The 20,545-nt window shown below is 44.1% G+C and carries 22 protein-coding genes; 16 read left to right on the plus strand and 6 right to left on the minus strand.

Annotation, left to right across the window (positions count from 1 at the left end; translation table 11 throughout):
* Positions 1–164 precede the first annotated feature (164 nt).
* The 9 genes from BLV54_RS11370 (at position 165) to lipA (ending at position 6,093) form a co-directional block, all read left to right on the plus strand.
* Positions 165–764 carry a nucleotidyltransferase domain-containing protein gene (locus tag BLV54_RS11370; RefSeq protein WP_090571800.1) on the plus strand — a complete coding sequence of 200 codons (600 nt, stop codon included), beginning with the start codon at positions 165–167 and terminating at the stop codon, positions 762–764.
* A gap of 90 nt (positions 765–854) precedes the next feature.
* The gene (locus BLV54_RS16520; protein ID WP_256329417.1) at positions 855–1,172 is read left to right on the plus strand and encodes a hypothetical protein; all 318 of its coding nucleotides are present in this window, start codon (positions 855–857) and stop codon (positions 1,170–1,172) included.
* A 37-nt stretch (positions 1,173–1,209) separates the two neighbouring features.
* Entirely contained in the window at positions 1,210–1,560 is a 351-nt protein-coding gene (locus tag BLV54_RS16525; RefSeq protein WP_090571762.1) for a hypothetical protein, read from the plus strand.
* 42 nt (positions 1,561–1,602) lie between these two features.
* Entirely contained in the window at positions 1,603–1,755 is a 153-nt protein-coding gene (locus BLV54_RS11385) for a hypothetical protein (protein ID WP_218132387.1), read from the plus strand.
* 413 nt (positions 1,756–2,168) lie between these two features.
* Positions 2,169–3,287 carry a D-alanyl-D-alanine carboxypeptidase family protein gene (locus tag BLV54_RS11390; protein WP_090571764.1) on the plus strand — a complete coding sequence of 373 codons (1,119 nt, stop codon included), beginning with the start codon at positions 2,169–2,171 and terminating at the stop codon, positions 3,285–3,287.
* A gap of 14 nt (positions 3,288–3,301) precedes the next feature.
* The gene (locus BLV54_RS11395; RefSeq protein WP_090571766.1) at positions 3,302–4,174 is read left to right on the plus strand and encodes a D-amino acid aminotransferase; all 873 of its coding nucleotides are present in this window, start codon (positions 3,302–3,304) and stop codon (positions 4,172–4,174) included.
* A 34-nt stretch (positions 4,175–4,208) separates the two neighbouring features.
* Positions 4,209–4,475: an HP0495 family protein gene (locus BLV54_RS11400; protein ID WP_090571768.1), complete on the plus strand. Its 267-nt coding sequence runs from the start codon at positions 4,209–4,211 to the stop codon at positions 4,473–4,475.
* Positions 4,476–4,517: 42 nt separating this feature from the next.
* Positions 4,518–5,144, plus strand: a complete 627-nt coding sequence (gene lipB, locus BLV54_RS11405; protein ID WP_371113293.1) for a lipoyl(octanoyl) transferase LipB — start codon at positions 4,518–4,520, stop codon at positions 5,142–5,144.
* 4 nt (positions 5,145–5,148) lie between these two features.
* The gene (gene lipA, locus BLV54_RS11410; protein WP_090571771.1) at positions 5,149–6,093 is read left to right on the plus strand and encodes a lipoyl synthase; all 945 of its coding nucleotides are present in this window, start codon (positions 5,149–5,151) and stop codon (positions 6,091–6,093) included.
* A gap of 79 nt (positions 6,094–6,172) precedes the next feature.
* Here lipA and BLV54_RS15645 read toward each other — a convergent pair whose 3' ends face one another.
* Positions 6,173–6,370, minus strand: coding sequence for a hypothetical protein (locus tag BLV54_RS15645; protein WP_143032495.1), 198 nt, complete (start codon positions 6,368–6,370; stop codon positions 6,173–6,175).
* 604 nt (positions 6,371–6,974) lie between these two features.
* On the opposite strand from BLV54_RS15645, the gene ald reads away from it, so the two are divergent.
* The 4 genes from ald (at position 6,975) to BLV54_RS11430 (ending at position 12,034) form a co-directional block, all read left to right on the plus strand.
* Entirely contained in the window at positions 6,975–8,096 is a 1,122-nt protein-coding gene (gene ald / locus BLV54_RS11415; RefSeq protein ID WP_090571773.1) for an alanine dehydrogenase, read from the plus strand.
* Positions 8,097–8,234: 138 nt separating this feature from the next.
* Positions 8,235–9,251, plus strand: coding sequence for a Fe(3+) ABC transporter substrate-binding protein (locus BLV54_RS11420; protein WP_090571775.1), 1,017 nt, complete (start codon positions 8,235–8,237; stop codon positions 9,249–9,251).
* A 173-nt stretch (positions 9,252–9,424) separates the two neighbouring features.
* Positions 9,425–10,942 carry an ABC transporter permease gene (locus BLV54_RS11425; protein ID WP_256329422.1) on the plus strand — a complete coding sequence of 506 codons (1,518 nt, stop codon included), beginning with the start codon at positions 9,425–9,427 and terminating at the stop codon, positions 10,940–10,942.
* A gap of 15 nt (positions 10,943–10,957) precedes the next feature.
* A complete protein-coding gene (locus tag BLV54_RS11430; RefSeq protein WP_371113294.1) occupies positions 10,958–12,034 on the plus strand; it encodes an ABC transporter ATP-binding protein in 1,077 nt (358 codons plus the stop codon).
* A 173-nt stretch (positions 12,035–12,207) separates the two neighbouring features.
* On the opposite strand, the gene mltB is transcribed toward BLV54_RS11430, so the two are convergent.
* On the minus strand, positions 12,208–13,224 hold the full coding sequence (mltB, locus tag BLV54_RS11435) for a lytic murein transglycosylase B (protein WP_090571780.1): 1,017 nt from the start codon (positions 13,222–13,224) through the stop codon (positions 12,208–12,210).
* A gap of 345 nt (positions 13,225–13,569) precedes the next feature.
* Here mltB and trxA point away from each other — a divergent pair, with 345 nt between their 5' ends.
* From trxA to rpmE, 3 genes are all read left to right on the plus strand, one after another.
* Positions 13,570–13,896, plus strand: a complete 327-nt coding sequence (gene trxA, locus BLV54_RS11440) for a thioredoxin TrxA (protein ID WP_090571782.1) — start codon at positions 13,570–13,572, stop codon at positions 13,894–13,896.
* Positions 13,897–14,050: 154 nt separating this feature from the next.
* On the plus strand, positions 14,051–15,310 hold the full coding sequence (gene rho / locus BLV54_RS11445; RefSeq protein WP_090571784.1) for a transcription termination factor Rho: 1,260 nt from the start codon (positions 14,051–14,053) through the stop codon (positions 15,308–15,310).
* A gap of 54 nt (positions 15,311–15,364) precedes the next feature.
* Positions 15,365–15,577: a 50S ribosomal protein L31 gene (rpmE, locus tag BLV54_RS11450; protein ID WP_090571786.1), complete on the plus strand. Its 213-nt coding sequence runs from the start codon at positions 15,365–15,367 to the stop codon at positions 15,575–15,577.
* A gap of 215 nt (positions 15,578–15,792) precedes the next feature.
* On the opposite strand, the gene BLV54_RS11460 is transcribed toward rpmE, so the two are convergent.
* From BLV54_RS11460 to BLV54_RS11480, 4 genes are all read right to left on the minus strand, one after another.
* Complete coding sequence (locus BLV54_RS11460) at positions 15,793–16,659, minus strand: YicC/YloC family endoribonuclease (protein ID WP_090571790.1); 867 nt, start codon at positions 16,657–16,659, stop codon at positions 15,793–15,795.
* A gap of 253 nt (positions 16,660–16,912) precedes the next feature.
* Complete coding sequence (locus BLV54_RS11465) at positions 16,913–17,107, minus strand: hypothetical protein (RefSeq protein WP_143032496.1); 195 nt, start codon at positions 17,105–17,107, stop codon at positions 16,913–16,915.
* A 402-nt stretch (positions 17,108–17,509) separates the two neighbouring features.
* Entirely contained in the window at positions 17,510–18,097 is a 588-nt protein-coding gene (locus BLV54_RS11470) for an alginate export family protein (protein WP_090571794.1), read from the minus strand.
* A 454-nt stretch (positions 18,098–18,551) separates the two neighbouring features.
* A complete protein-coding gene (locus BLV54_RS11480; protein ID WP_090571798.1) occupies positions 18,552–20,426 on the minus strand; it encodes an amidohydrolase in 1,875 nt (624 codons plus the stop codon).
* Positions 20,427–20,545: the final 119 nt, after the last annotated feature.

The raw sequence follows: 20,545 nt of genomic DNA on the forward strand, positions 1-20,545 counted from the left end.
CTATATCGTGTTCGGGGTAATTGTTCCATCTATATCCTCCATTCCATGTCTATATTTTATGAAACTTTGGACTCCATAAAACTCAGCATACCTCAAGTTATCTCGTTCATTAAATAAGGAAGTTGTCCGCTCCTAAAAGGGGTATTATCATTCCCAATATGGGAATGAATGCAATTACTCAAACCGGACTAGGCGATACCTTGTTCACCAAAACACCGCAGCGTGTTCTCGCGCTCTTATTCGGCAATCCAGAGCGGAGTTATTATGCTAATGAGATCGTACGTTTTGCAGGTGTTGGAATCGGCTCGGTACAGCGCGAACTGGAGAAGCTCGCAAGAGCCGGTTTGCTGACGGTTATCCAGATCGGCAATCAGAAACACTACCAGGTAAACCGTCAATCACCCATTTTTGAGGAGTTGCGCGGTATTGTCCTGAAGACGTTCGGATTGGCTGACGCGTTGCGTGAGGCATTATCCATCTTTGCTGAGAAAATCAAAGTGGCATTTATCTATGGATCGGTGGCAAAAGGAACGGATAGGGCAAGTAGCGATATTGATGTGATGATTGTTTCCTCTGATCTGACTTATTCCGAAGTTGTCGCTCAACTGGCTGAGACAGAAACCCGTCTTGGCAGAACAATTAATCCCACGCTTTATAAACCTGAGGATTTAGCTCGCAAACGTGCAGAGGATAATGCCTTTGTCAGCAGAGTGTTGGAGCAACCCAAGATTTTCTTGATCGGTACCGAAGATGATCTCGCCTAATCTGGAGAATTTAGTCAAAACTGGACATCTGAAGCAAGAAGAAGCTGATGCAAAAGAATTCGAAGGACTCTCCGATCTGCGCGAGTGCGATTGACTGATGCACATAACCGTTTTTTATCTATCGAGAGTCGATTTGATCTGGCTTACAATGCAGCTCACGCGCTGGCTTTGGCAGTTTTGCGCTGGCATGGCTATCGATCTGACAAACGTTACATCGTATTTCAATGCATCCCGCACACGCTCAGTCTTGGGCCGGAAGTTTGGCGTTTGTTGACTTTATGCCATGAGCGACGCAACCTGGCAGAATATGAAGGATATTTGGAAATCGATGAACAATTGGTTACAGATTTGCTATTGGCAGCAGATAAACTATTCAGAAAAATAGAAACCCTAGCGCCGCTAAAGTGAATACGGCGATAATCATTCAAAAAATTGGAATATATGATTGCGTACCAATATGCACTTTACCCTCAAAACAAATCCTTTGAAACGGGCAGATCTGGATGAGTTTGTAAAATGCTTTAACCCTGAGAACAGGCATGATCGGCAGCCGACATGGAGTGAAGACGCTGTTCACCCTTCGACAGGCTCAGGGCGAACGGAGGAAGCTGTTTTCTCAGAACGAGCGGAGGAGGTTGCTGGCTCAGGACAAGCTGGGAATATTGCTGACTTAGGGCGAGTGGAGGAGGGTGTTGGTTTAGTGCGGACGGAGGAAAATGCTTCCCTCACACCAACTCTCTCTCGGGGGAGAGGGGAGCAAGCGGTCGCTGGCGCGCTTATGATTATGAAGATTTGATCAAGCGAGACAAGATCAGCCTCGATATTTTCTGGCTGAAGGATGAGTCGTTGTCGGATAACCGATAATCTGCCAGCGCCAGATGTGATTGCGCAGGAGATTGTGGACGATCTGGAAGCAGCATTGGAACAGTTTCGTGAGATTCTCAGTGATGTCGAGGGTTTTTCGGAAAGTATTTCGAAGAGCGAAGTGTAATGAAGTAGTTGCCACCTATGCCGTTGCCTGGTTTTAACCAGTGGAAAAGATTAGGAAACAGTTAAGGGTGTTCGTGCTGCTTGCGGTTTATACCATTCAGGTCTTGTTAATCTTCGTTGCTTTATAATTCGTACAGCGTGTCACAGGATTTGAAATGGCAGCCAACTTAATTTCTTATTTGCTATCATACACGTTTTGTATTTCAATACTGCAATTATGGATAATGGAATCCAATCCACGTTTGCTAATGGTTTTCAGGCTATTTTAAGCAAGTTGCCCCGACTCTCTAATTATTTATATCAAGAAATTTTACCTCTTTCCTTATCGGATAAATTAAATGAAGATCATTTATATGATGTGGTTAGTTTATGAATTTTGATGAGCGAGCTATAATGAGATTTTTCTGTTTTTTTATGAGAAGCTTTCTTTGGTTAGCGTTATGCTTGGCAGTACTTCCTGTTTTTGCACAGCAGCCTACTTTGTCTGTAGCAGCAAAATCTTACACGCTCGTTGATTTTCACACTGGTAAGACACTGATCAATCAAAATGAGCATGAGCGTCTTGAGCCAGCATCGCTTACTAAGTTGATGACTGCTTATGTTGTTTTTAATGCGATAAAGCAGAACAAAATCAAGCTGGATCAAGTTGTTCCCGTCTCTAAAACAGCCTGGAAAATGGTTGGCTCTCGCATGTTTATCGAACCGAATAAACCGGTGACAGTGGATGAATTGATTCGTGGCATGATCGTGCAATCCGGGAATGATGCCTGTGTTGCGCTGGCTGAGCTGGTTGCCGGTTCGGAAGATATGTTTGCCCATAAGATGAATGAGGAAGCGGCGCGTTTGAAAATGACCAATACGCATTTCACCAATTCGACTGGACTATCCAACCCAAAGCATTACAGCTCTGCACACGATCTTGCACTTTTGGCATCTGCCATTATTCGTGAATTTCCAGAATTTTATCCTCTCTATTCATTGCGTGAGTATACTTACAATGGCATTACTCAACCCAATCGTAATCGATTGCTATGGTTGGATCCCAATGTAGATGGCATGAAAACAGGGTGGACTGTGGCTGCTGGTTATTGTTTAATTACTTCCTCTAAGCGCGATGATCGCAGATTGATTTCGGTCGTCATGGGGACTGCATCACCTAATGCACGTTCTAAGGAAAGTCAACGTTTATTGAATTACGGCTATCAGTTCTTTGATACGGCGCATCCATATAAAAAGAATCAGGAAATTACTACTCTCCAAATTTGGAAAGGCGCACAAAATACCCTCAAGGTAGGATCTGATCAGGATATCTATTTTACCCTTCCGAAAGGGCAGGCTGAAAAATTAAAGGCTAAAATGGAATACAGGCTGCCAGTAATTGCCCCAATCAATCCAGGGCAAGAAGTGGGTACTGTTAAATTTAGCCTTGGTGATCAGGAAATCGCGACTTATCCACTCGTTTCCCTGGAAACAGTAGATGAAGCTAGTATTTTTGGGCGCGCGTGGGATAGTATTCATTTGCTCTTTAATTAATTCTTGAGAAAAATATGATTTACCTCAATGGTAAGTTTATGCCGATTGAAGAGGCATATGTGCCAGTACTGGATCGTGGGTTTATTTTTGGTGATGGCGTCTATGAAGTCATACCGGTTTATTCCCGCAAGCCATTTCGCCTCACAGAGCACTTACGCCGCTTGCAATATAGCCTGGATGGCATTCGACTTAAAAACCCTCACACTGATGAACAATGGCGTGCTCTGCTAGAGCAGATCATTTCCCATAATGCAGCTGATGATCAATATCTCTACTTACACATAACGCGCGGTGTAGCCAAGCGTGATCACGCATTCCCAATAAATATTCCTCCTACTGTGTTCATTATGAGCAATCCATTGCTCATTCCACCACAAGAGCTTTTGCTGACTGGCATTCCGGCCATTACTGCATCAGATAATCGGTGGGGGCGATGTGATATCAAGGCTATATCATTGCTGCCGAATGTCTTGCTGCGTCAGCTGGCGATTGATTCAGGGGCTATGGAAACGGTTTTACTGCGCGACGGCTTCTTGACCGAGGGTGCAGCCAGTAATATTTTTATCGCAAAAAACAATGTATTGTTAACACCACCCAAAAGCCATTTGATGTTGCCAGGGATTACTTATGATGTCGTTCTGGAATTAGCGCAAGCTCACGCTATTCCCTATGAAGTAAGAGAAATAACTGAAGAGGAACTCCGTACAGCGGATGAAGTGCTGCTCACTTCTTCCACCAAGGAAGTCATGCCAATTGTATCGCTTGATGGGAGATCTATTGGGGGTGGTAAACCAGGGCCTATGTTCAAGCAACTCAACCAGTTTTATCAGCAATATAAGGCAGTTACTATGCGTGCTGGGAATTCTGCTCTATTATCAGCAGAATAATTAGTTTTGGAGGATAAGTGATTTGTCACAGATTATGACAGAGCAACCTTCACTTATTGAATATCCTTGCGAGTTTCCAATCAAGATTATGGGTCGAGCGCAGAAGGGGTTTATTCAAACAGTACTGAATATTGTCAGAAATCATGCACCAGATTTTGAGGAGACTGCACTTGAAGTCAAAACTAGCAAGAACGGCAACTATTTAAGTGTGACCTGTACTATTTGTGCGGTTTCACGTGCGCAACTGGATGCACTCTATCAGGAGCTTCATGATCACCCGATGATAATGCTGGTGTTTTGAAGTTTCAATAAGGTGGAAAATTTACGGCTTAGGCCAGAAAGCGTGCCTCTGGTCACTAAAACGAGGTATCTGGGTATGGTAGATTATCTCGTAACCTGGCAAGCCATGAAGGATTTTACCGCTTATCGTACCAACCATACACCTGACGAAATCTGGCTGCTGCAGCATCCGTCCGTCTATACTCAAGGTATTGCCGGTAAACCGGAGCATTTGCTCTATCGGAATGATATTCCGGTTATCAAAACAGACCGCGGCGGGCAAATTACTTTCCATGGCCCAGGACAGCTGATCGCTTATTTATTACTCGATCTGCGCCGTTTGAAGTTTAATGTACGGGAATTGGTCAGGAAGATGGAAGGTGCTGTGATAGACTTGCTAGGAGAATATCGAGTAGATGCAGAAGGGCGCGTAGATGCGCCGGGTGTGTATGTGAGCAATGCAAAGATTGCCTCATTGGGATTAAAAATTAAAAATGGTTGTTGCTACCATGGTATTGCACTGAATGTAGACATGGATTTAACACCTTTTTCTGCGATCAATCCATGTGGTTATGCAGGTCTGCGGGTTACACAAACAAAAGATCTGGGCATTGACGATGAAATTGAAGTGCTAGGCCAGAAAATGATAGAAAAACTACAAATAAAATTTGCTGAAGGGAGAAACATTTAACGTCATGACCACTGATAGGCACGAAAGAGGGATCGCTAAAACAGCGCGCAATCCAATCAAAATAGATGTTCAACAGCCCAGCGAGATATTGCGCAAGCCGTCATGGATACGGGTACGCTCGCCTAATAGTCAGACTTACAACGAAGTCAAGCGCTTGCTGCGGGAACATAAGCTACATACGGTTTGCGAAGAAGCTTCCTGTCCCAATATTGGCGAATGTTTTGGTAAAGGAACTGCCACTTTCATGATTTTGGGAGATCTCTGCACTCGACGCTGCCCCTTCTGTGATGTGGCGCATGGCAGACCCTTACCGCCTGATCCTGAGGAGCCGTTACATCTGGCAAAATCGATTGCTGCCCTGAAACTTAAGTATGTCGTGATCACGAGCGTGGATCGAGATGATTTGCGCGATGGTGGTGCACAACACTTTGTCGATTGCATACGTGAGATCCGTGCTCATTCTCCATTAACTAAAATTGAAATTCTGGTGCCGGATTTTCGTGGAAGATTGTCTGTTGCTTTGGAAAGATTATCTGCCTGTACACCCGATGTGCTTAATCATAATCTTGAAACAGTGCCACGTTTATATAAGCAATGCCGACCGGGTGCAGATTATGCGCATTCTCTGAAATTGCTGAAAGACTTTAAAGCTGCTTTTCCAGCTATTCCTACTAAATCTGGCTTAATGCTCGGGCTTGGAGAAACCGATGATGAAATTATCGAAGTGTTACGAGATTTGCGTGAACACAATGTCGATATGCTCACTATCGGTCAATACCTCCAACCCAGTATCGGACACTTACCGGTTATGCGGTATGTATCACCAGATGGCTTTAAAGAGTTTGAGCGTATTGCAATTGAAATGGGTTTCAGCAACGCTGCATGTGGTCCAATGGTACGTTCCAGTTACCATGCTGATCAACAAGCTCATGAAGCAGGAGTGAAATAGCTTTTAACCTGGATCCTTTAGGCCAGCTATTTCGCCAGGCTGGCTATCTACTTGATATGATGGCGCCGCACATCATCGATCATCCTAAAAACCGTAGTTGGACGAGGTGGAGCGTGTGGTGATTCAGGTGCGAGGCAAGGCGCGATGAGGCCGCAGGACCGCCCCCTGCAACGAAGAGCAACGCCGCATTCGCGCCAGGAGCGGCATACGATACACCTCGTAGCGGCTTCACCATTCTGGTGAATGAAAAAATTTCGGAAATGCTTCTATATGTCATGCGCTTAGCTTTCCAATTAAGCGGTCAACTACGGTTTTTAGGATCATGCTAATTCCTGAAGCAGCGTCCAGAATTTACTAGGAAGCTGCAGTTTCAGCCATAGTCAACTATTTTGTTCAGTTATGATATGACGTTGAGGAATGAGAGGTATTCAGTGAGTTACCTCTTTTTTCGAATTAGGCAAAAAAATGCTAACCAGGGACTTTCTGGTTAGCAAGATGTTATGGCTATAAAGTTTTCTAATTTTTATATCTGATATCTAATTCTTTTTCTATTGAATTAGTTTACGCTGACTATCCGATATTCCTGCGCTCCATTATCAGCTGATTGGAGAACTTGCTGGCGATATAAGAGCGTTATGACCACCACTCTTTCTGGTACTAAAGTTCATCTCTAATTAAGATTATAGTGAATTATATTTATATTGTCGGGAAAATGCGACAACTTATTGCATATAAAATATATATTTCTTAATGATGTAAAAAAATATCGACAAATAAAAATTTTTACAGTGCATCATTCGATAATTAAACAATGATGCTATGAAAGAGGACAAAAAAAGAGTAAAAGAATCATCCTGATTAACAAAACCAGGAATCAACTGATGATTATCGGATTACCCAAGGAAACTAAAGATAATGAATATCGAGTCGGGATGTCGCCCGGCACCGTACACGCGTTAGTAGAACACGGACACCAGGTTCGGGTACAAAGCGGAGCAGGGGAAGGAAGTTTTTTTACTGATGGGGATTACCGGTCGGCTGGAGCTGATATTGTTCCTCATGCTGAAGATGCTTGGTCTGCTCACATGGTGGTCAAGGTAAAAGAACCCACTGAGCAGGAATATCGCTATTTGCGACAAGATTTAATTCTTTTCACTTACCTGCATCTGGCTTCGAATAAAGTGCTGACTGATACATTGCTGGCTGTAGGAACGACTGGAATCGCCTATGAAACTGTGCAAACTGAATCAGGTGAGTTACCTTTATTAGCACCAATGAGTGAAGTAGCTGGAAGAATGGCTGTGCAAATTGGATCCACTTACTTGCTTAAAACATTAGGCGGCCGGGGAATCCTGATGGGAGGGGTTCCTGGGGTAGCACCTGCCAATGTCGCTATTCTGGGAGCAGGTATTGTAGGTGCCAATGCTGCCAGGGTTGCGGTTGGTATGGGAGCTCAGGTGACCGTGCTGGACGTGAATCATACGCGGTTGAAATACCTGGATGATATTTTCCGTGGTCAATTATTGACGCGTATGAGTGATCGACTCAATATCAAAGAACTCGTTTATCAGGCTGATCTTGTTATTGGTGCAGTGCTCATCCCGGGTGGACGTGCACCTTGGCTGATTACGAAGGAGATGGTGTCACATATGCGCCGAGGGTCAGTCATTATTGATGTGGCGGTTGATCAGGGTGGGTGCGTTGAAACCACTCATCCTACTACCCATAGCCACCCAGTTTATGAAGTCGAGGGTGTTTTGCATTATTGCGTTACCAATATGCCGGGTGCTGTTCCTCGTACGAGTACCTTTGCACTGAATAATCAAACGGCAGCTTATGTAGTGCGCTTGGCAAATGATGGTTTAGATGCTGTGCGTCATAATCGCACTTTGCAACATGGTCTCAATGTACATCGTGGTTTCGTGACACATCCAGCCGTAGCAGAAGCATATGGACTGACATATACCGCGCCATTGGAGGCAATTAATAGTGTATCTTGCTGATTCGGATAAGTATTACTCTTTGAAGAAGGTATAACTGATAACAATTCTTACTTATATTTTTACTCATAGTATAATCGTTCATAATTTTGTAAGATTCAGAGCTAACTTCCTGTCATTTTCATGCTTCATATTTAAATAATGTTCAAACTATTTTCTATTAAGCGCTTTTATATAATTACATGTTGTTTTATTTCCCTGCTGACTGTCAATGTAGTCCAGGCGGAACAGGTCGTAGTGTACTCAGCAAGAATTGAAGAGCTTATCAAGCCGATGTTCGATGCTTTTACCCGCGAAACAGGTATTCAAGTTAAATTTACGACAGACAAGGAGGGTGCTCTTTTAGCCAGACTCAAAGCTGAAGGAAAAAAAACACCGGCTGATGTTCTCATTACTGCAGATGCGGGTAATTTATGGGAAGCCGCGCGGGAGGGACTATTAAAATCTATTTCTTCTCCTATACTGGAAGCGAATATTCCTGCTCATTTACGAGATCCGCAAGGACAGTGGTTTGGTCTCTCGATTCGGGCGCGCACTATCATTTACAACACGCAAAAAGTAAAACCATCAGAGCTTTCTACCTATGAGGATCTGGCTGATCCGAAATGGAAAGGAAGATTATGCTTGCGCACCTCGAAAAAAGTTTACAATCAATCGCTTGTTGCCATGATGATTGCCGAGCATGGTGAAGCTGAAGCTGAAAGAATAGTGAAAGGTTGGGTCGACAACCTTGCAACTGAGCCTTTGTCTGATGATACGAGAGCCTTGGAATTTGTGGCAGCAGGGCGGTGCGATGTGACCCTGGTCAATACTTATTATTATGGTAGATTGATAGTAAGTAATCCCAATTTGCCTTTGGCTGTCTACTGGCCAAATCAGAAAAATAGTGGCGTACACGTCAATATTTCCGGAGCTGGCGTTACCCAATTCAGCAAAAATGAGCATTCAGCTATCAAATTACTGGAATTTCTATCTTCACAGAAAGCACAAAATTTGTTTGCTGATGTCAATATGGAATATCCAGCCAATCCTCAGATTAAACCCAGTAATGTTGTCGCAGCTTGGGGAGAGTTTAAACAAAATCCAATGAACTTAGTCAAAGCTGGGGAGTTGCAAACAGCAGCAATAAAGTTAATGGATCGAGCTGGCTATCGATAAACCAGTAGATGCATGTGAATAATGAAAAGTATGCTGCAGTAGAAGAGAAAAATACAGAAATTAGCCGCTCTCTGTTTTTCTTAAACCGCAAAGCAAATTTTTGGCGGCTAACTCCTTTTCTTGTTGCAGCACTGATACTCATTCCAGTCGTTGTCCTATTTTCTTCATTTTTAATGCCAACAGACGATGTCTGGCGGCATCTCGTTGAAACTACGCTTTCCAGTTTACTAATTAATACATTCTGGCTCTCAGTGGGAGTTGTTGCTGGGACGTCATTATTTGGTGTCAGCCTTGCGTGGCTTACCGCAATATATGAGTTTCCAGGCAGCAGATTTTTTTCCTGGGCTTTATTGCTGCCATTAGCGATTCCAGCCTATGTGACGGCATTTGTTGTGCTCGGTTTATTTGATTATACCGGCCCGGTTCAGACGGCTCTGCGCGCTTGGCTAGGATCAGAATTAACCTGGTTTCCCGATTTATATGGAAGAGGGGGGGTGACGGTTGTCATGATCCTGGCTTTCTATCCTTATGTCTATTTAATGGCACGCAATGCCTTTCTAACACAAGGAAAGCGTTTGTTGGAAGTGGCTCAATCTCTGGGCCTTAATCATAAACAGGGATTCTTCAAAGTAGCACTGCCGATGGCGCGTCCATGGATTGCAGGCGGTATCATGCTGACGCTCATGGAAACCCTTGCAGACTTTGGAACAGTCGTTGTATTTAATTACGATACATTTACCACGGCGATCTATAAAGCATGGTTTGGTATGTTTTCTTTACCTGCAGCTTCTCAGCTTGCATCGTTACTGATCATCCTGGTTTTTGCGCTCATTATTATTGAGCAACAATTCCGAGCGCGGATGCGTTTTGCTGAAATGAAGAGAAGTTCGCGCGCTGATCGTATCGTACTTACAGGCTGGAAAGCCAGAGCGGCTACCTGCTTCCCTGCAAGTGTTTTGTTTTTTGCATTTGTGCTGCCCGTCTTGCAACTGGGTAGCTGGGCTGCTCATTCTTTAATACAGAGTCTGGATCAACGCTATCTTGAATTCCTGTTGCATTCAGTTCTGCTATCAGCCATAGCTACACTGATTACCTGTTTTGTTGCAATATTATTGGTTTATGCAGTTCGCCTTTATTCGGATACTTTCACACGAATTGCAGTACGTATTGCAACTATAGGTTATGCTCTGCCAGGTGCTGTATTAGCAGTGGGTATTTTTATTCCACTTGCCTGGTTAGATAATCAGTTGAATGAATGGATGTTAATGCTGTTTCAAATTGAAACTGGTTTATTGATTCAAGGCACAATCGGTGTGATGCTGATTGCTTATATGATACGCTTTCTTGCTGTCGGTCACTATCCCATAGACAGTTCTATGCAACGCATTACGCGAAGTATAGATGAGGCGGCGCTGGGTTTTGGTTTGACTGGCTGGGCCATGCTTCGAAGTATTCATTTACCGATGTTGAAAACGGGTATATTTACTGCTGCTACGCTGGTTTTCGTGGATGTAATGAAGGAAATGCCAATCACTTTGATGACTCGGCCTTTTGGTTGGGATACATTGGCTGTGCGTATTTTTTCACTGACTTCAGAAGGTGAATGGCAGCAGGCTGCTTTACCAGCAGTGACGTTAGTTTTGGCAGGATTAATACCCATTATTTTACTTATGCGACAAACAGACAAGTAGCTTGTGGACACCTTATTGAAATTAGATCAAATTCAACATGCTTACGGTAAGCAGACAATCATTAGCCATTTATCGTTTGATTTAAAAAAAGGGGAAATCGGTTGTTTGTTAGGGCCTAGCGGTTGTGGGAAAACAACTGTATTACGCTGTATTGCAGGTTTTGAACCATTGGTGGGGGGGGGGATATTACTTAACGGCGTGGTTGTGAGTCGTGGTAACTTTAGTCTGCCGCCTGAGCAAAGACATATTGGGATGGTATTTCAGGATTATGCATTGTTTCCTCATCTGACAGTAGCAGCAAATATAGGATTTGGATTGCATCACAGTCGTATGGCTGAGCGCACGCAACGTGTAGCTGACATGTTACAAATTGTGGGTCTTGCAGAAGTGGCCAACAAGTATCCTCATGAACTTTCTGGAGGGCAGCAACAACGGGTAGCCTTAGCTCGCGCGCTAGCACCTCATCCTGATTTATTGCTACTAGACGAACCTTTTTCTAATCTGGATATCAGCCTACGGGAGCGTTTAAGTTTAGAAATACGCGATATTCTAAAGAATCTGCATATTACTGCCATATTAGTGACGCATGATCAAGACGAAGCATTCTCGGTGGCAGATGTAATAGGTGTCATGCATCAAGGGAAAATTATGCAATGGGATACAGCCTACAATTTGTATCATCGCCCTGCCAATCGTTTTGTTGCCAATTTTATCGGGCAAGGTGTTTTTCTCCCTGGAAGAGTGCTTTCTCCAGGAAAGATTGAAACAGAACTAGGGATTTTAACGGAAGACATTTATCATCAGTGTGAATTGAATGATGCAATTTATCATCCCGGAAATGAAGTAGAGGTATTAATTCGACCAGATGATATTGTGTACGATAAAGAGAGCGCTTTACAGGCCATAGTCACACATAAAGCATTTCGGGGCGCCGAAATTCTTTATACGTTAAAGTTAGCTAGTGGAAAGATCATATTATCACTCATATCGAGTCGCTATAATCATACGATTGGTGAGAAAATCGGTATCAGACTAGAAGCTGATCATCTTGTAGGATTTAAAAAAGAAAATTATACAGATATTCAAAAATAGCGAACATTTCATCCGCGATTAGGGTAGATAAAGATTAAAACTCACAGGTAGTAATAAAATACATTAATTACCTGAGAGCTCATTTGCTTTCTGAAAATCATCTCCGTAGCCAGTGCGCTAGGCGGGCGCAGATGTCATCTTCAAGTTAAACAATTCATAGTTAGATTATTAACTTACCGCAAACCTGAATTTCGTGCTGCACGGATTGCTTCAGCAAGTTGCAGCACTGACATTGCGTAAAAAGTACTGCGATTATATCGTGTAATGACATAGAAATTCTGGAAACCAAGCCAATATTGAAGAGTGTCATTATCTTTTAACTCTATAAGTGCTGCTAACCTTTCATCGCCTGTTTCCCCCAACGGCATAATATTTGCTGCGCGAAGTTTTTTTACTGAATGAATGGGTTCAATGCCTGCAAGCAAGATTTCCTGATAATGATTACTGTCAATAGGTACGTGTGCGCGTGTTATGATTGGTCCTCCTGCTTCCCACCCATATTCCTTGAGATAGTTGGCGACACTACCAATTGCATCAGCGGGATTGCCGGCTAAATCAGTTTTCCCGTCACCGTCAAAATCAATGGCATAACGCCTATAACTTCCCGGCATAAATTGTGGAAAACCAATTGCCCCTGCGTAAGAGCCTTTGATACTGAATAAATCAAAATTCTGCTCTTGCGCAAGTAACAGGTATTGCTCCAGCTCACTTTTAAAAAATTCAGCTCGTCTTGGAAAATCAAATGCTAGAGTAGTAAGCGCGTCTATAACGCGATGTTTGCCTGTCGTTGCACCATAAGCAGTTTCGACGCCAATGATTGCAACAATAATTTCTTCAGGAACGCCAAACACCCGACTTGCTTGCTCTAGTTTCTGTGCATGTTCATTCCAGAAATTGACGCCGCTTTTTATGCGTTGAGGGTTGATAAAACGGGCGCGATATTTATTCCAAGATATTGACGAAGCTGGTACTGAAATCAAATCTATGATAGAAGGCTGGAATTGCACCTTTTTAAATGCATCCTCAAGTTCGGATTGATTGAATCCATGTTGTGCAACCATTTCATTAATAAAGTGTCGTATTTCTTGACGTAAAGGAGATGCAATAAGCGCCATACTCCAGAAAATCAAGAATAAACCAGTAAGCATGGTAAATACTTGACGTATATAATTACGCTTAATTAAATGCATGATTATTCGCCTTTTGTTCGAGTAGTTAGACGTATAAGTTGGTTTTGCTTCATCTTTCTGTATGTAAAATAAATTTCATTAATAAACTGACTAAAAAGCTAGCATATGATTTAATGGCAGCTTCTTAAGGTATTTTTAACCTTACGTAGGTGTTTATAGAAGTTTAATTGTAGTGTACGACAACACTTCCCATTTGCAGGAATTTTCTATAGTATAACAATCACAAGCTAGGCATTTCTATTTCAGCTTTGATTCGATTTGCTGTCAGACATGACAGATCTATTCATTAGTGTATTGCACTATTAATCAATAATAATTTAAAAATTAAATTTGAATGAGGATTTCATGAGCCAACACGTTCACTATATTACAGATGCCACTTTTGAAGCAGAAGTACTACAATCAACTATGCCAGTATTAGTCGATTATTGGGCAGAATGGTGTGGGCCATGCAAGATGATTGCTCCAATTCTTGATGAAGTTGCGAATGAGTATAGTGGGCGACTTAAAGTTGCAAAGCTTAATATTGATGAAAATCAAGTTACTCCCCCAAAATATGGAATTCGTGGCATTCCCACACTTATGTTATTCAAAAATGGTAATATAGAAGCAACCAAAGTTGGTGCTCTTTCAAAGTCTCAATTGACGGCATTTATTGACAGTCATCTGTGAAATCTTAGATTTACCTAATAAAATAAAAGCACTCTTTAAGCTTTAAGCTTTAAGAGTTACCGCTCCAACTTAACTTTTTCCTTATTAGCGTTACTCCTCTCCCTAATTATTTTAGCCTCTTTTTCTATTCCAATCATTTTTTACGAGTTTCTTCATGCGTTTATCTGATCTTAAAAGCCTTCATGTTTCCGAATTAGTAAAAATGGCTGTTGCCAATGAAGTTGAGGGGGCCAATCGTTTACGAAAACAGGATCTGATTTTTGCTCTATTAAAAAATCAGGCGCGTAAAAATGAAAGTATCTTTGGAGAAGGAACCCTGGAAATTTTGCAGGATGGATTTGGATTTTTACGCTCACCTGACACTTCCTACCTGGCAGGGCCAGATGATATTTATATTTCACCCAGTCAGATTAGGCGCTTTAATTTACATACTGGTGATTCAGTTGACGGTGAAATCCGTCCTCCCAAAGATGGAGAGCGATATTTTGCATTAGTTAAAGTTGACAAGGTTAATAGTGAACCACCAGAAAACTCCAAACGAAAAATTCTGTTTGAAAACTTGACTCCATTGTTTCCTACCGAGCGTTTGGTATTAGAACGTGATATCAAATCTGAGGAGAACATTACAGGTCGGATTATTGATCTTATCGCTCCGATCGGGAAGGGGCAGCGTGGTCTATTAGTTGCGAGTCCAAAATCTGGAAAAACAGTGATGTTGCAACATATTGCGCATTCAATTGCAGCTAATCATCCTGATGTCATCTTAATGGTGTTATTAATAGATGAGCGCCCTGAAGAGGTTACAGAAATGATTCGCTCAGTCAGAGGCGAAGTTATTTCATCTACTTTTGATGAGTCTGCCATGCGGCATGTTCAAGTAGCCGATATGGTGATAGAGAAAGCTAAACGTCTTGTGGAGCATAAAAAAGATGTGGTGATATTACTCGACTCTATCACTCGTTTAGCACGCGCCTACAACACGGTTGTACCTGCTTCCGGCAAAGTTTTAACAGGGGGAGTGGACGCCAACGCGTTGCAGCGCCCAAAACGCTTTTTTGGTGCTGCACGGAATATAGAGGAGGGAGGTTCTCTTACCATTATTGCTACCGCTCTAGTAGATACGGGTTCGCGCATGGATGATGTCATTTACGAAGAGTTCAAAGGTACTGGCAATATGGAAATTCATCTTGATCGGCGTATGGCAGAGAAACGTATTTATCCTGCCATTAATGTTAACCGTTCGGGTACTCGCCGAGAAGAGTTACTGCTTCCGCAGGATATATTGCAGAAGATATGGATATTGCGAAAACTACTTTACCCAATGGATGATATGGACGCAATGTCATTTCTACTTGACAAAATTAAAGCTACAAAAAGTAATGCTGATTTTTTTGATTCAATGCGGCGTGTATGATTTAATATATTATATAATTTAAAGATTTAGTGTGAGAATTAAGGACGTAAGAATATGAAAGCAGAAATTCATCCGAATTATCAAGAAATAACAGTTACATGTAGTTGTGGTAATGTCTTTAAAACATGTTCTACTTTAAATAAACCTTTACATGTAGAAGTATGCTCGGCTTGTCATCCTTTTTATACTGGAAAACAGAAGATTGTTGATACTGCCGGAAGAGTTGAGAAATTTAATCGTAAGTATGGAAAATCATTGCAAAAATAAACCTCAATCTGGCAATATTTTGATTGGATAATTTTTTGCTCCTTTCTTAACTTCCAAAAGATAAAAACTCAGCTTAGAAGCAGCATCAAATATTGAATTTGGGCTGATTTGTTGATGATTAGTGTTGATTTTGGATAAATCGTGTTGCTTAGAATGTAAGGATATAGATAATAGCTTTCTGCTCATATGTTAAAATTAACGTATAGCAAAAAGTACTATTCAATATTCTGAACTTGCTCGCGCATTTGTTCGATCAACACTTTTAGTTCTATAGAAATTTTTGAGACTCCCACGTCTACAGATTTTGAGCCAAGAGTATTGGCCTCTCGATTAAGTTCCTGCATCAAAAAGTCGAGTCGCTTGCCAACACATCCTCCCTTTAGCAGCGTGTGTTCCACCTCATCTAGATGAGTTTGCAAGCGTGATAATTCCTCGTCTATATCAATCTTGCTTGCAAATAATGTTAACTCTTGTCGAATACGTTCATCGTTATAATCTATTTTTGCTTCTTGCAAACGTACTATTAATTTTTCCTGGAAATTTGCTAGTAATATTGGAATACGCGGTGAGAGCTCCGTTGTTAATTGGCGTAATTGACGCAAGCGTTCCAGCAATGCATTCTTAAGTTTTTCTCCTTCACGAACACGCGTAGCAGTAAACTCATTCAAAGTGGCTTGAAGTAACTCCATGCAAGCTTCATGCAGTTCTGGAGTAGATAAGATATCGCTTTGCAATATGCCGGGCCAACGCAAAATATCTGCTACACTTAGGCTTTTTGCATCCAAAAGAGCTGATCTAACAGCGTTGTTCAGCTCGAGCAATTTATTTAATAACTGCTCATTGAGCTGTTGGGGTAGATCTACCTTTGCGCGCGGCATGAAGGTTAAACGGCAATCGATCTTTCCTCGTTTTAACTGGGTATTCAAGAGTTCCCGCATTGCGGGTTCCAGCGAGCGGAATTCATCTGGCAAACGGAACTGAATATCGAGATAGCGATTATTGACTGAACGTAGCTCTAGCGTTAGGGAGCCTTGAGCAATCTCCTCAGACATAACGGCATAACCTGTCATACTGGCTATCATGAGTATTTCCTTACCTTAAAAATAATTTTAATATTAGTAAGGAGTATAGAGGGTTGGTCAATTGAAAGCCATGGTTCTTTTGAGGCGTTTTTCAAGTACCTCAGTTATAACTTGACGGAGAATTCGGAAGCCTGCAAGAACGGCTGCTGCTGCATAGTCGGGTAGATTCATGAAATTGGCGTAGTAGCCTAGGTTGGTATTGAGACGGATAAGATCTTGCTCAAAGTCAAAGCGCCATCGTCAATAGGCTTATTCACCAGCGGAATGACAGGTTTGTCATAAAAAAATCTATGCTCTTACCACCAGCCTGCGTCAAGGCTTCCCCGGTGTTAAAACGGACTGCGGCGGCGCGAATTTCCCATTGGGGATGAGGGCGATAACCGTCTTCCACTCCGATCTGGTCGCCGATATACCGGCCAGTTCTGATGCTTCCAAGTATCGCTACCAAGGGCGCGGGCGGCGTGTAAACCGCATCTTCTTTATGATGCTTCCACAAGAAATTTCAGCCTAGAAGGAGTGTCAGTGCAGGGACAGGCCTGATTGTCACAGCCGGTTGCAAATCCATGATATTGCCCGGTGCCAATAGTGTCGCCTCGCTGAAGTAGGTGGAATTGGGATAGAGTGCATGAACCTAAATTCCTCAGTTGAAGACTCCTAAATCGCTCAAGAACCCTATTGATTAAGGTTCTTTGAAAGATCCATGGCATTACCAATCAGATGAGATTTTAGTGAAATAATCAAAATCTGCTGAAAGTGTTGCCACACCTTGCTCTCAGCTTGTTTACTGTAACTGAGGAGCAGTTAACATTTTTGGCTATGAACCGTTGATAGTATTAGATTACAGCTATTTTCATTCTAAATTCCAACTGAGGAATTTAGGATTAAAGGTGCCGAGCCGTCCGTCATCAGGATTCTTATCACCGCTGGCGATATCCGCTTTCAGGCTGAGCCGTGACAACCAAGGCAGTGCGGCGAAAGTAAACCCAGTATCGGAGGCGATTGTCCAGGCACGAATGGTTTGATCGCCGACATTGCCGATTTGGAATACCGCTTCCGTGTTCCAGTCCCATCCTCTTACAATACCAAACAGCCGTGTGCCGAAAGAATGCCTGTGTTCTCGTCCCTGCGCTGCTGCAAACCGTCCTTGGTCTCTTTCGTAGCCAAGCCAGTAGAGATCGATCAGGAGGGGGGGCATACTTTGCGGTGCGAGCGCAGCGTACAAGCCGTACAGCGATTGCGACTTACTAGCCGCGTCATCAAAGGCTCCCGGCTTATTGACAACCGGACGGAAAGTGAAAACATCAATGCGATGCGGTCCCTGATTCCAACTGGCACGTGCACCGTCGAAAGCGAGGCGAATGTTGGGACCTTCTCGCACTGCGATTAGACGTGAGGTACCAAGCGTCATTTCCTGCTGACCCGCACGCACGGAAAACATATTGCCATTCCATGCCAGGAAGCCTTGCTACAGGTCGGGATTGCTTTGATCGGTGCTGATGGGTCCGCCCTGGCGTCCGGCTTCGTCGTATACTCCGAATTGCACAAATATCTGCACGTGCTTGCCAACGCGCAAATCGCCATGGGCGAGACCTCGAAACAGGATGTAACCATCTTTACCGCTGTCAATACCAAAATTATCAGTCCTATAATACTGAGGACGTATACGCGCATCCGCCCCAAAGGTTAGTGTGGCGGTTTCGCCGATACGCCAGCATTTGGGCGCGATTTTGCTGCAACTTGCTTCTCAGTTCTCCTCGAATCGCAGCGGCAGATATTCAGATGCGGCTGCTGGCAATGATGTGGTGAGCATCACAGCGGCAACCAAGCTTGCCTGGCGATTTTTTGTTGTCTGTTGCATGCAGGTTTGCCGGGTAAGAGAAGCACTGTATGCATCATACTGCCCAGCACGAACAGCCGAGTGCACCCCAGAAGCCGCGCTGATCAGCAGCATCTACAGCATCCTGATACGCGCGTCCATGGGCATGGCCATGCACAGAACAACTGATTCCGCAGCCGCATGCCGCCTGAGCAAATGAGTGTATCGTTGCTGCACCTGCCGCAGGTTTGAAATAGCCGCCAAAGTGCTTCACAGGCGACCAGTCCGGCATAGTTGGCGGCAAAGGCGGAGCAAGCGCGCTGAATTCATCGTCACCGTAAACAATGCGCCCGCCGACGATCGTAAGCACTGAAACAAGGTTGCGAATTTCGTCTTCGGGAATGCTGAAGTAATCAGCGGACAGCACGGCGAGATCGGCATATTGACCGGGTTTGATCTGACCTTTGACGCCTTCTTCGTTCGAGAACCAGGTATTCGCCTGCGTGTAGAGGCGTAGGGCGGTCTTGCGATCGACGAGATTTGTCGCCGGATATAGCGAGAGACCACCCAAAGTCTTGCCGGTCGTGAGCCAATAGAGTGCAGTCCAGGGATCATAGCTGGCTACGCGGGTGGCATCGGTACCTGCGCCGACATTGACACCCATTGCCAGCATGCGTTGATAAGGCGGTGTGCGCTCGGCGGCCTTGCGGCCGTAACGCTGCACGAAAAACTCGCCCTGGTAGGCCATGCGGTGCTGAATGGCGATGCCGCCGCCAAGTTTGGCGATACGCTCAAGGTTAGCGTCAGTCACGGTTTCGGCGTGATCAAAAAACCAGTGTATACCGTCAAAGGGAATATCCCGATTCACCTTCTCGAATACATCCAGCGCACGCGAGATGGTTTCATTGTAAGTGGCATGCAGGCGGAATGGCCAGTGATTGCTGGCGAGAATACGTACCACGGCTTCCAGATCTTTTTCCATGTGCGGCGCCATGTCCGGGCGCGGCATACGGAAGTCCTCAAAATCCGCTGCAGAAAAGACCAGCATTTCACCCGCGCCGTTATGGCGGTAGTAGTCATCGCCGTCGCCAGGTTTCAGCATCTTGGTCCATTTGGAAAAATCTGCAACCTCTTCCCCGGCTTTCTGCGTAAACAGGTTGTAGGCAATGCGCAGGGTCAGTTCGCCGGCTTTATGCAGATCCTCAATGATTTTGTAGTCATCCGGGTAGTTCTGAAAACCGCCGCCGGCATCGATGACGCTGGTGATACCCAGGCGGTTCATTTCCCGCATGAAATGGCGTGTGGAATTGAGTTGATACTCGTAAGGCAGCTTGGGACCTTTGGCTAGAGCGGAATAAAGGATCAGCGCATTCGGCTCCGCCAATAGCAAGCCTGTCGGTTCCCCGTTGCTATCCCTAGCAATCAGGCCGCCCGGCGGGTTGGGTGTGTCGCGGTCGTAACCACAGGCACGCAGTGCTGCACGGTTAAGCAGGGCACGATCGTAGAGGTGCAAAATGAAGACCGATGTATCCGGTGCTGCTGCGTTGATTTCGTCGAGTGTCGGCAAGCGTTTCTCAGCGAACTGCATTTCAGTAAATCCACCGACGATGCGCACCCATTGCGGCGCGGGCGTGCGCGCTACCTGCTCTTTCAGGCGATGCATGGCATCAGCCAGTGAGGGAATGCCGTCCCAGCGCAGTTCCATGTTGTAATTGAGTCCGCCGCGGATAAAATGCAAGTGCGAATCGATCAGACCGGGAATGACGCAGCGGCGATTGAGGTCTATCACCTGCGTATTGCTATCGGCCAGGCGCATTACTTCACCGTCATCTCCGACGGCGGTGAAGCGGCCATCGGAGATGGCGACAGCCGTAGCTTGCGGATGCTGGCGATCAAGTGTCGTGAATTGGCCGTTGCGGAGGATCAGCTGGATTTTAGGGTTGTTCATCATTTTCTCCTTAAGACGACGTGATTAACGTGAGTTCGACATAAGAATCACAACCCTACAAGTGGAAGAGCTTGAGTGAATCTGATATTAAGTGAAGGTTTCTTCTCGCGGAACGTGTAAGC

Source organism: Nitrosomonas sp. Nm33 (assembly GCF_900107265.1).
Taxonomy (GTDB): domain Bacteria; phylum Pseudomonadota; class Gammaproteobacteria; order Burkholderiales; family Nitrosomonadaceae; genus Nitrosomonas.

Bases quoted from the DNA above. Each gene is read 5' to 3' on its own strand.
- BLV54_RS11370 (WP_090571800.1), top strand. From the start codon at position 165: ATGAATGCAATTACTCAAACCGGACTAGGCGATACCTTGTTCACCAAA.
- BLV54_RS11385 (WP_218132387.1), top strand. From the start codon at position 1,603: ATGAGTCGTTGTCGGATAACCGATAATCTGCCAGCGCCAGATGTGATT.
- BLV54_RS11390 (WP_090571764.1), top strand. From the start codon at position 2,169: ATGAGAAGCTTTCTTTGGTTAGCGTTATGCTTGGCAGTACTTCCTGTT.
- BLV54_RS11395 (WP_090571766.1), top strand. From the start codon at position 3,302: ATGATTTACCTCAATGGTAAGTTTATGCCGATTGAAGAGGCATATGTG.
- BLV54_RS11400 (WP_090571768.1), top strand. From the start codon at position 4,209: ATGACAGAGCAACCTTCACTTATTGAATATCCTTGCGAGTTTCCAATC.
- lipA (WP_090571771.1), top strand. From the start codon at position 5,149: ATGACCACTGATAGGCACGAAAGAGGGATCGCTAAAACAGCGCGCAAT.
- BLV54_RS15645 (WP_143032495.1), bottom strand. From the start codon at position 6,370: ATGACATATAGAAGCATTTCCGAAATTTTTTCATTCACCAGAATGGTG.
- ald (WP_090571773.1), top strand. From the start codon at position 6,975: ATGATTATCGGATTACCCAAGGAAACTAAAGATAATGAATATCGAGTC.
- BLV54_RS11420 (WP_090571775.1), top strand. From the start codon at position 8,235: ATGTTCAAACTATTTTCTATTAAGCGCTTTTATATAATTACATGTTGT.
- BLV54_RS11425 (WP_256329422.1), top strand. From the start codon at position 9,425: ATGCCAACAGACGATGTCTGGCGGCATCTCGTTGAAACTACGCTTTCC.
- mltB (WP_090571780.1), bottom strand. From the start codon at position 13,224: ATGCATTTAATTAAGCGTAATTATATACGTCAAGTATTTACCATGCTT.
- trxA (WP_090571782.1), top strand. From the start codon at position 13,570: ATGAGCCAACACGTTCACTATATTACAGATGCCACTTTTGAAGCAGAA.
- rho (WP_090571784.1), top strand. From the start codon at position 14,051: ATGCGTTTATCTGATCTTAAAAGCCTTCATGTTTCCGAATTAGTAAAA.
- rpmE (WP_090571786.1), top strand. From the start codon at position 15,365: ATGAAAGCAGAAATTCATCCGAATTATCAAGAAATAACAGTTACATGT.
- BLV54_RS11460 (WP_090571790.1), bottom strand. From the start codon at position 16,659: ATGATAGCCAGTATGACAGGTTATGCCGTTATGTCTGAGGAGATTGCT.
- BLV54_RS11470 (WP_090571794.1), bottom strand. From the start codon at position 18,097: ATGTTTTCCGTGCGTGCGGGTCAGCAGGAAATGACGCTTGGTACCTCA.
- BLV54_RS11480 (WP_090571798.1), bottom strand. From the start codon at position 20,426: ATGATGAACAACCCTAAAATCCAGCTGATCCTCCGCAACGGCCAATTC.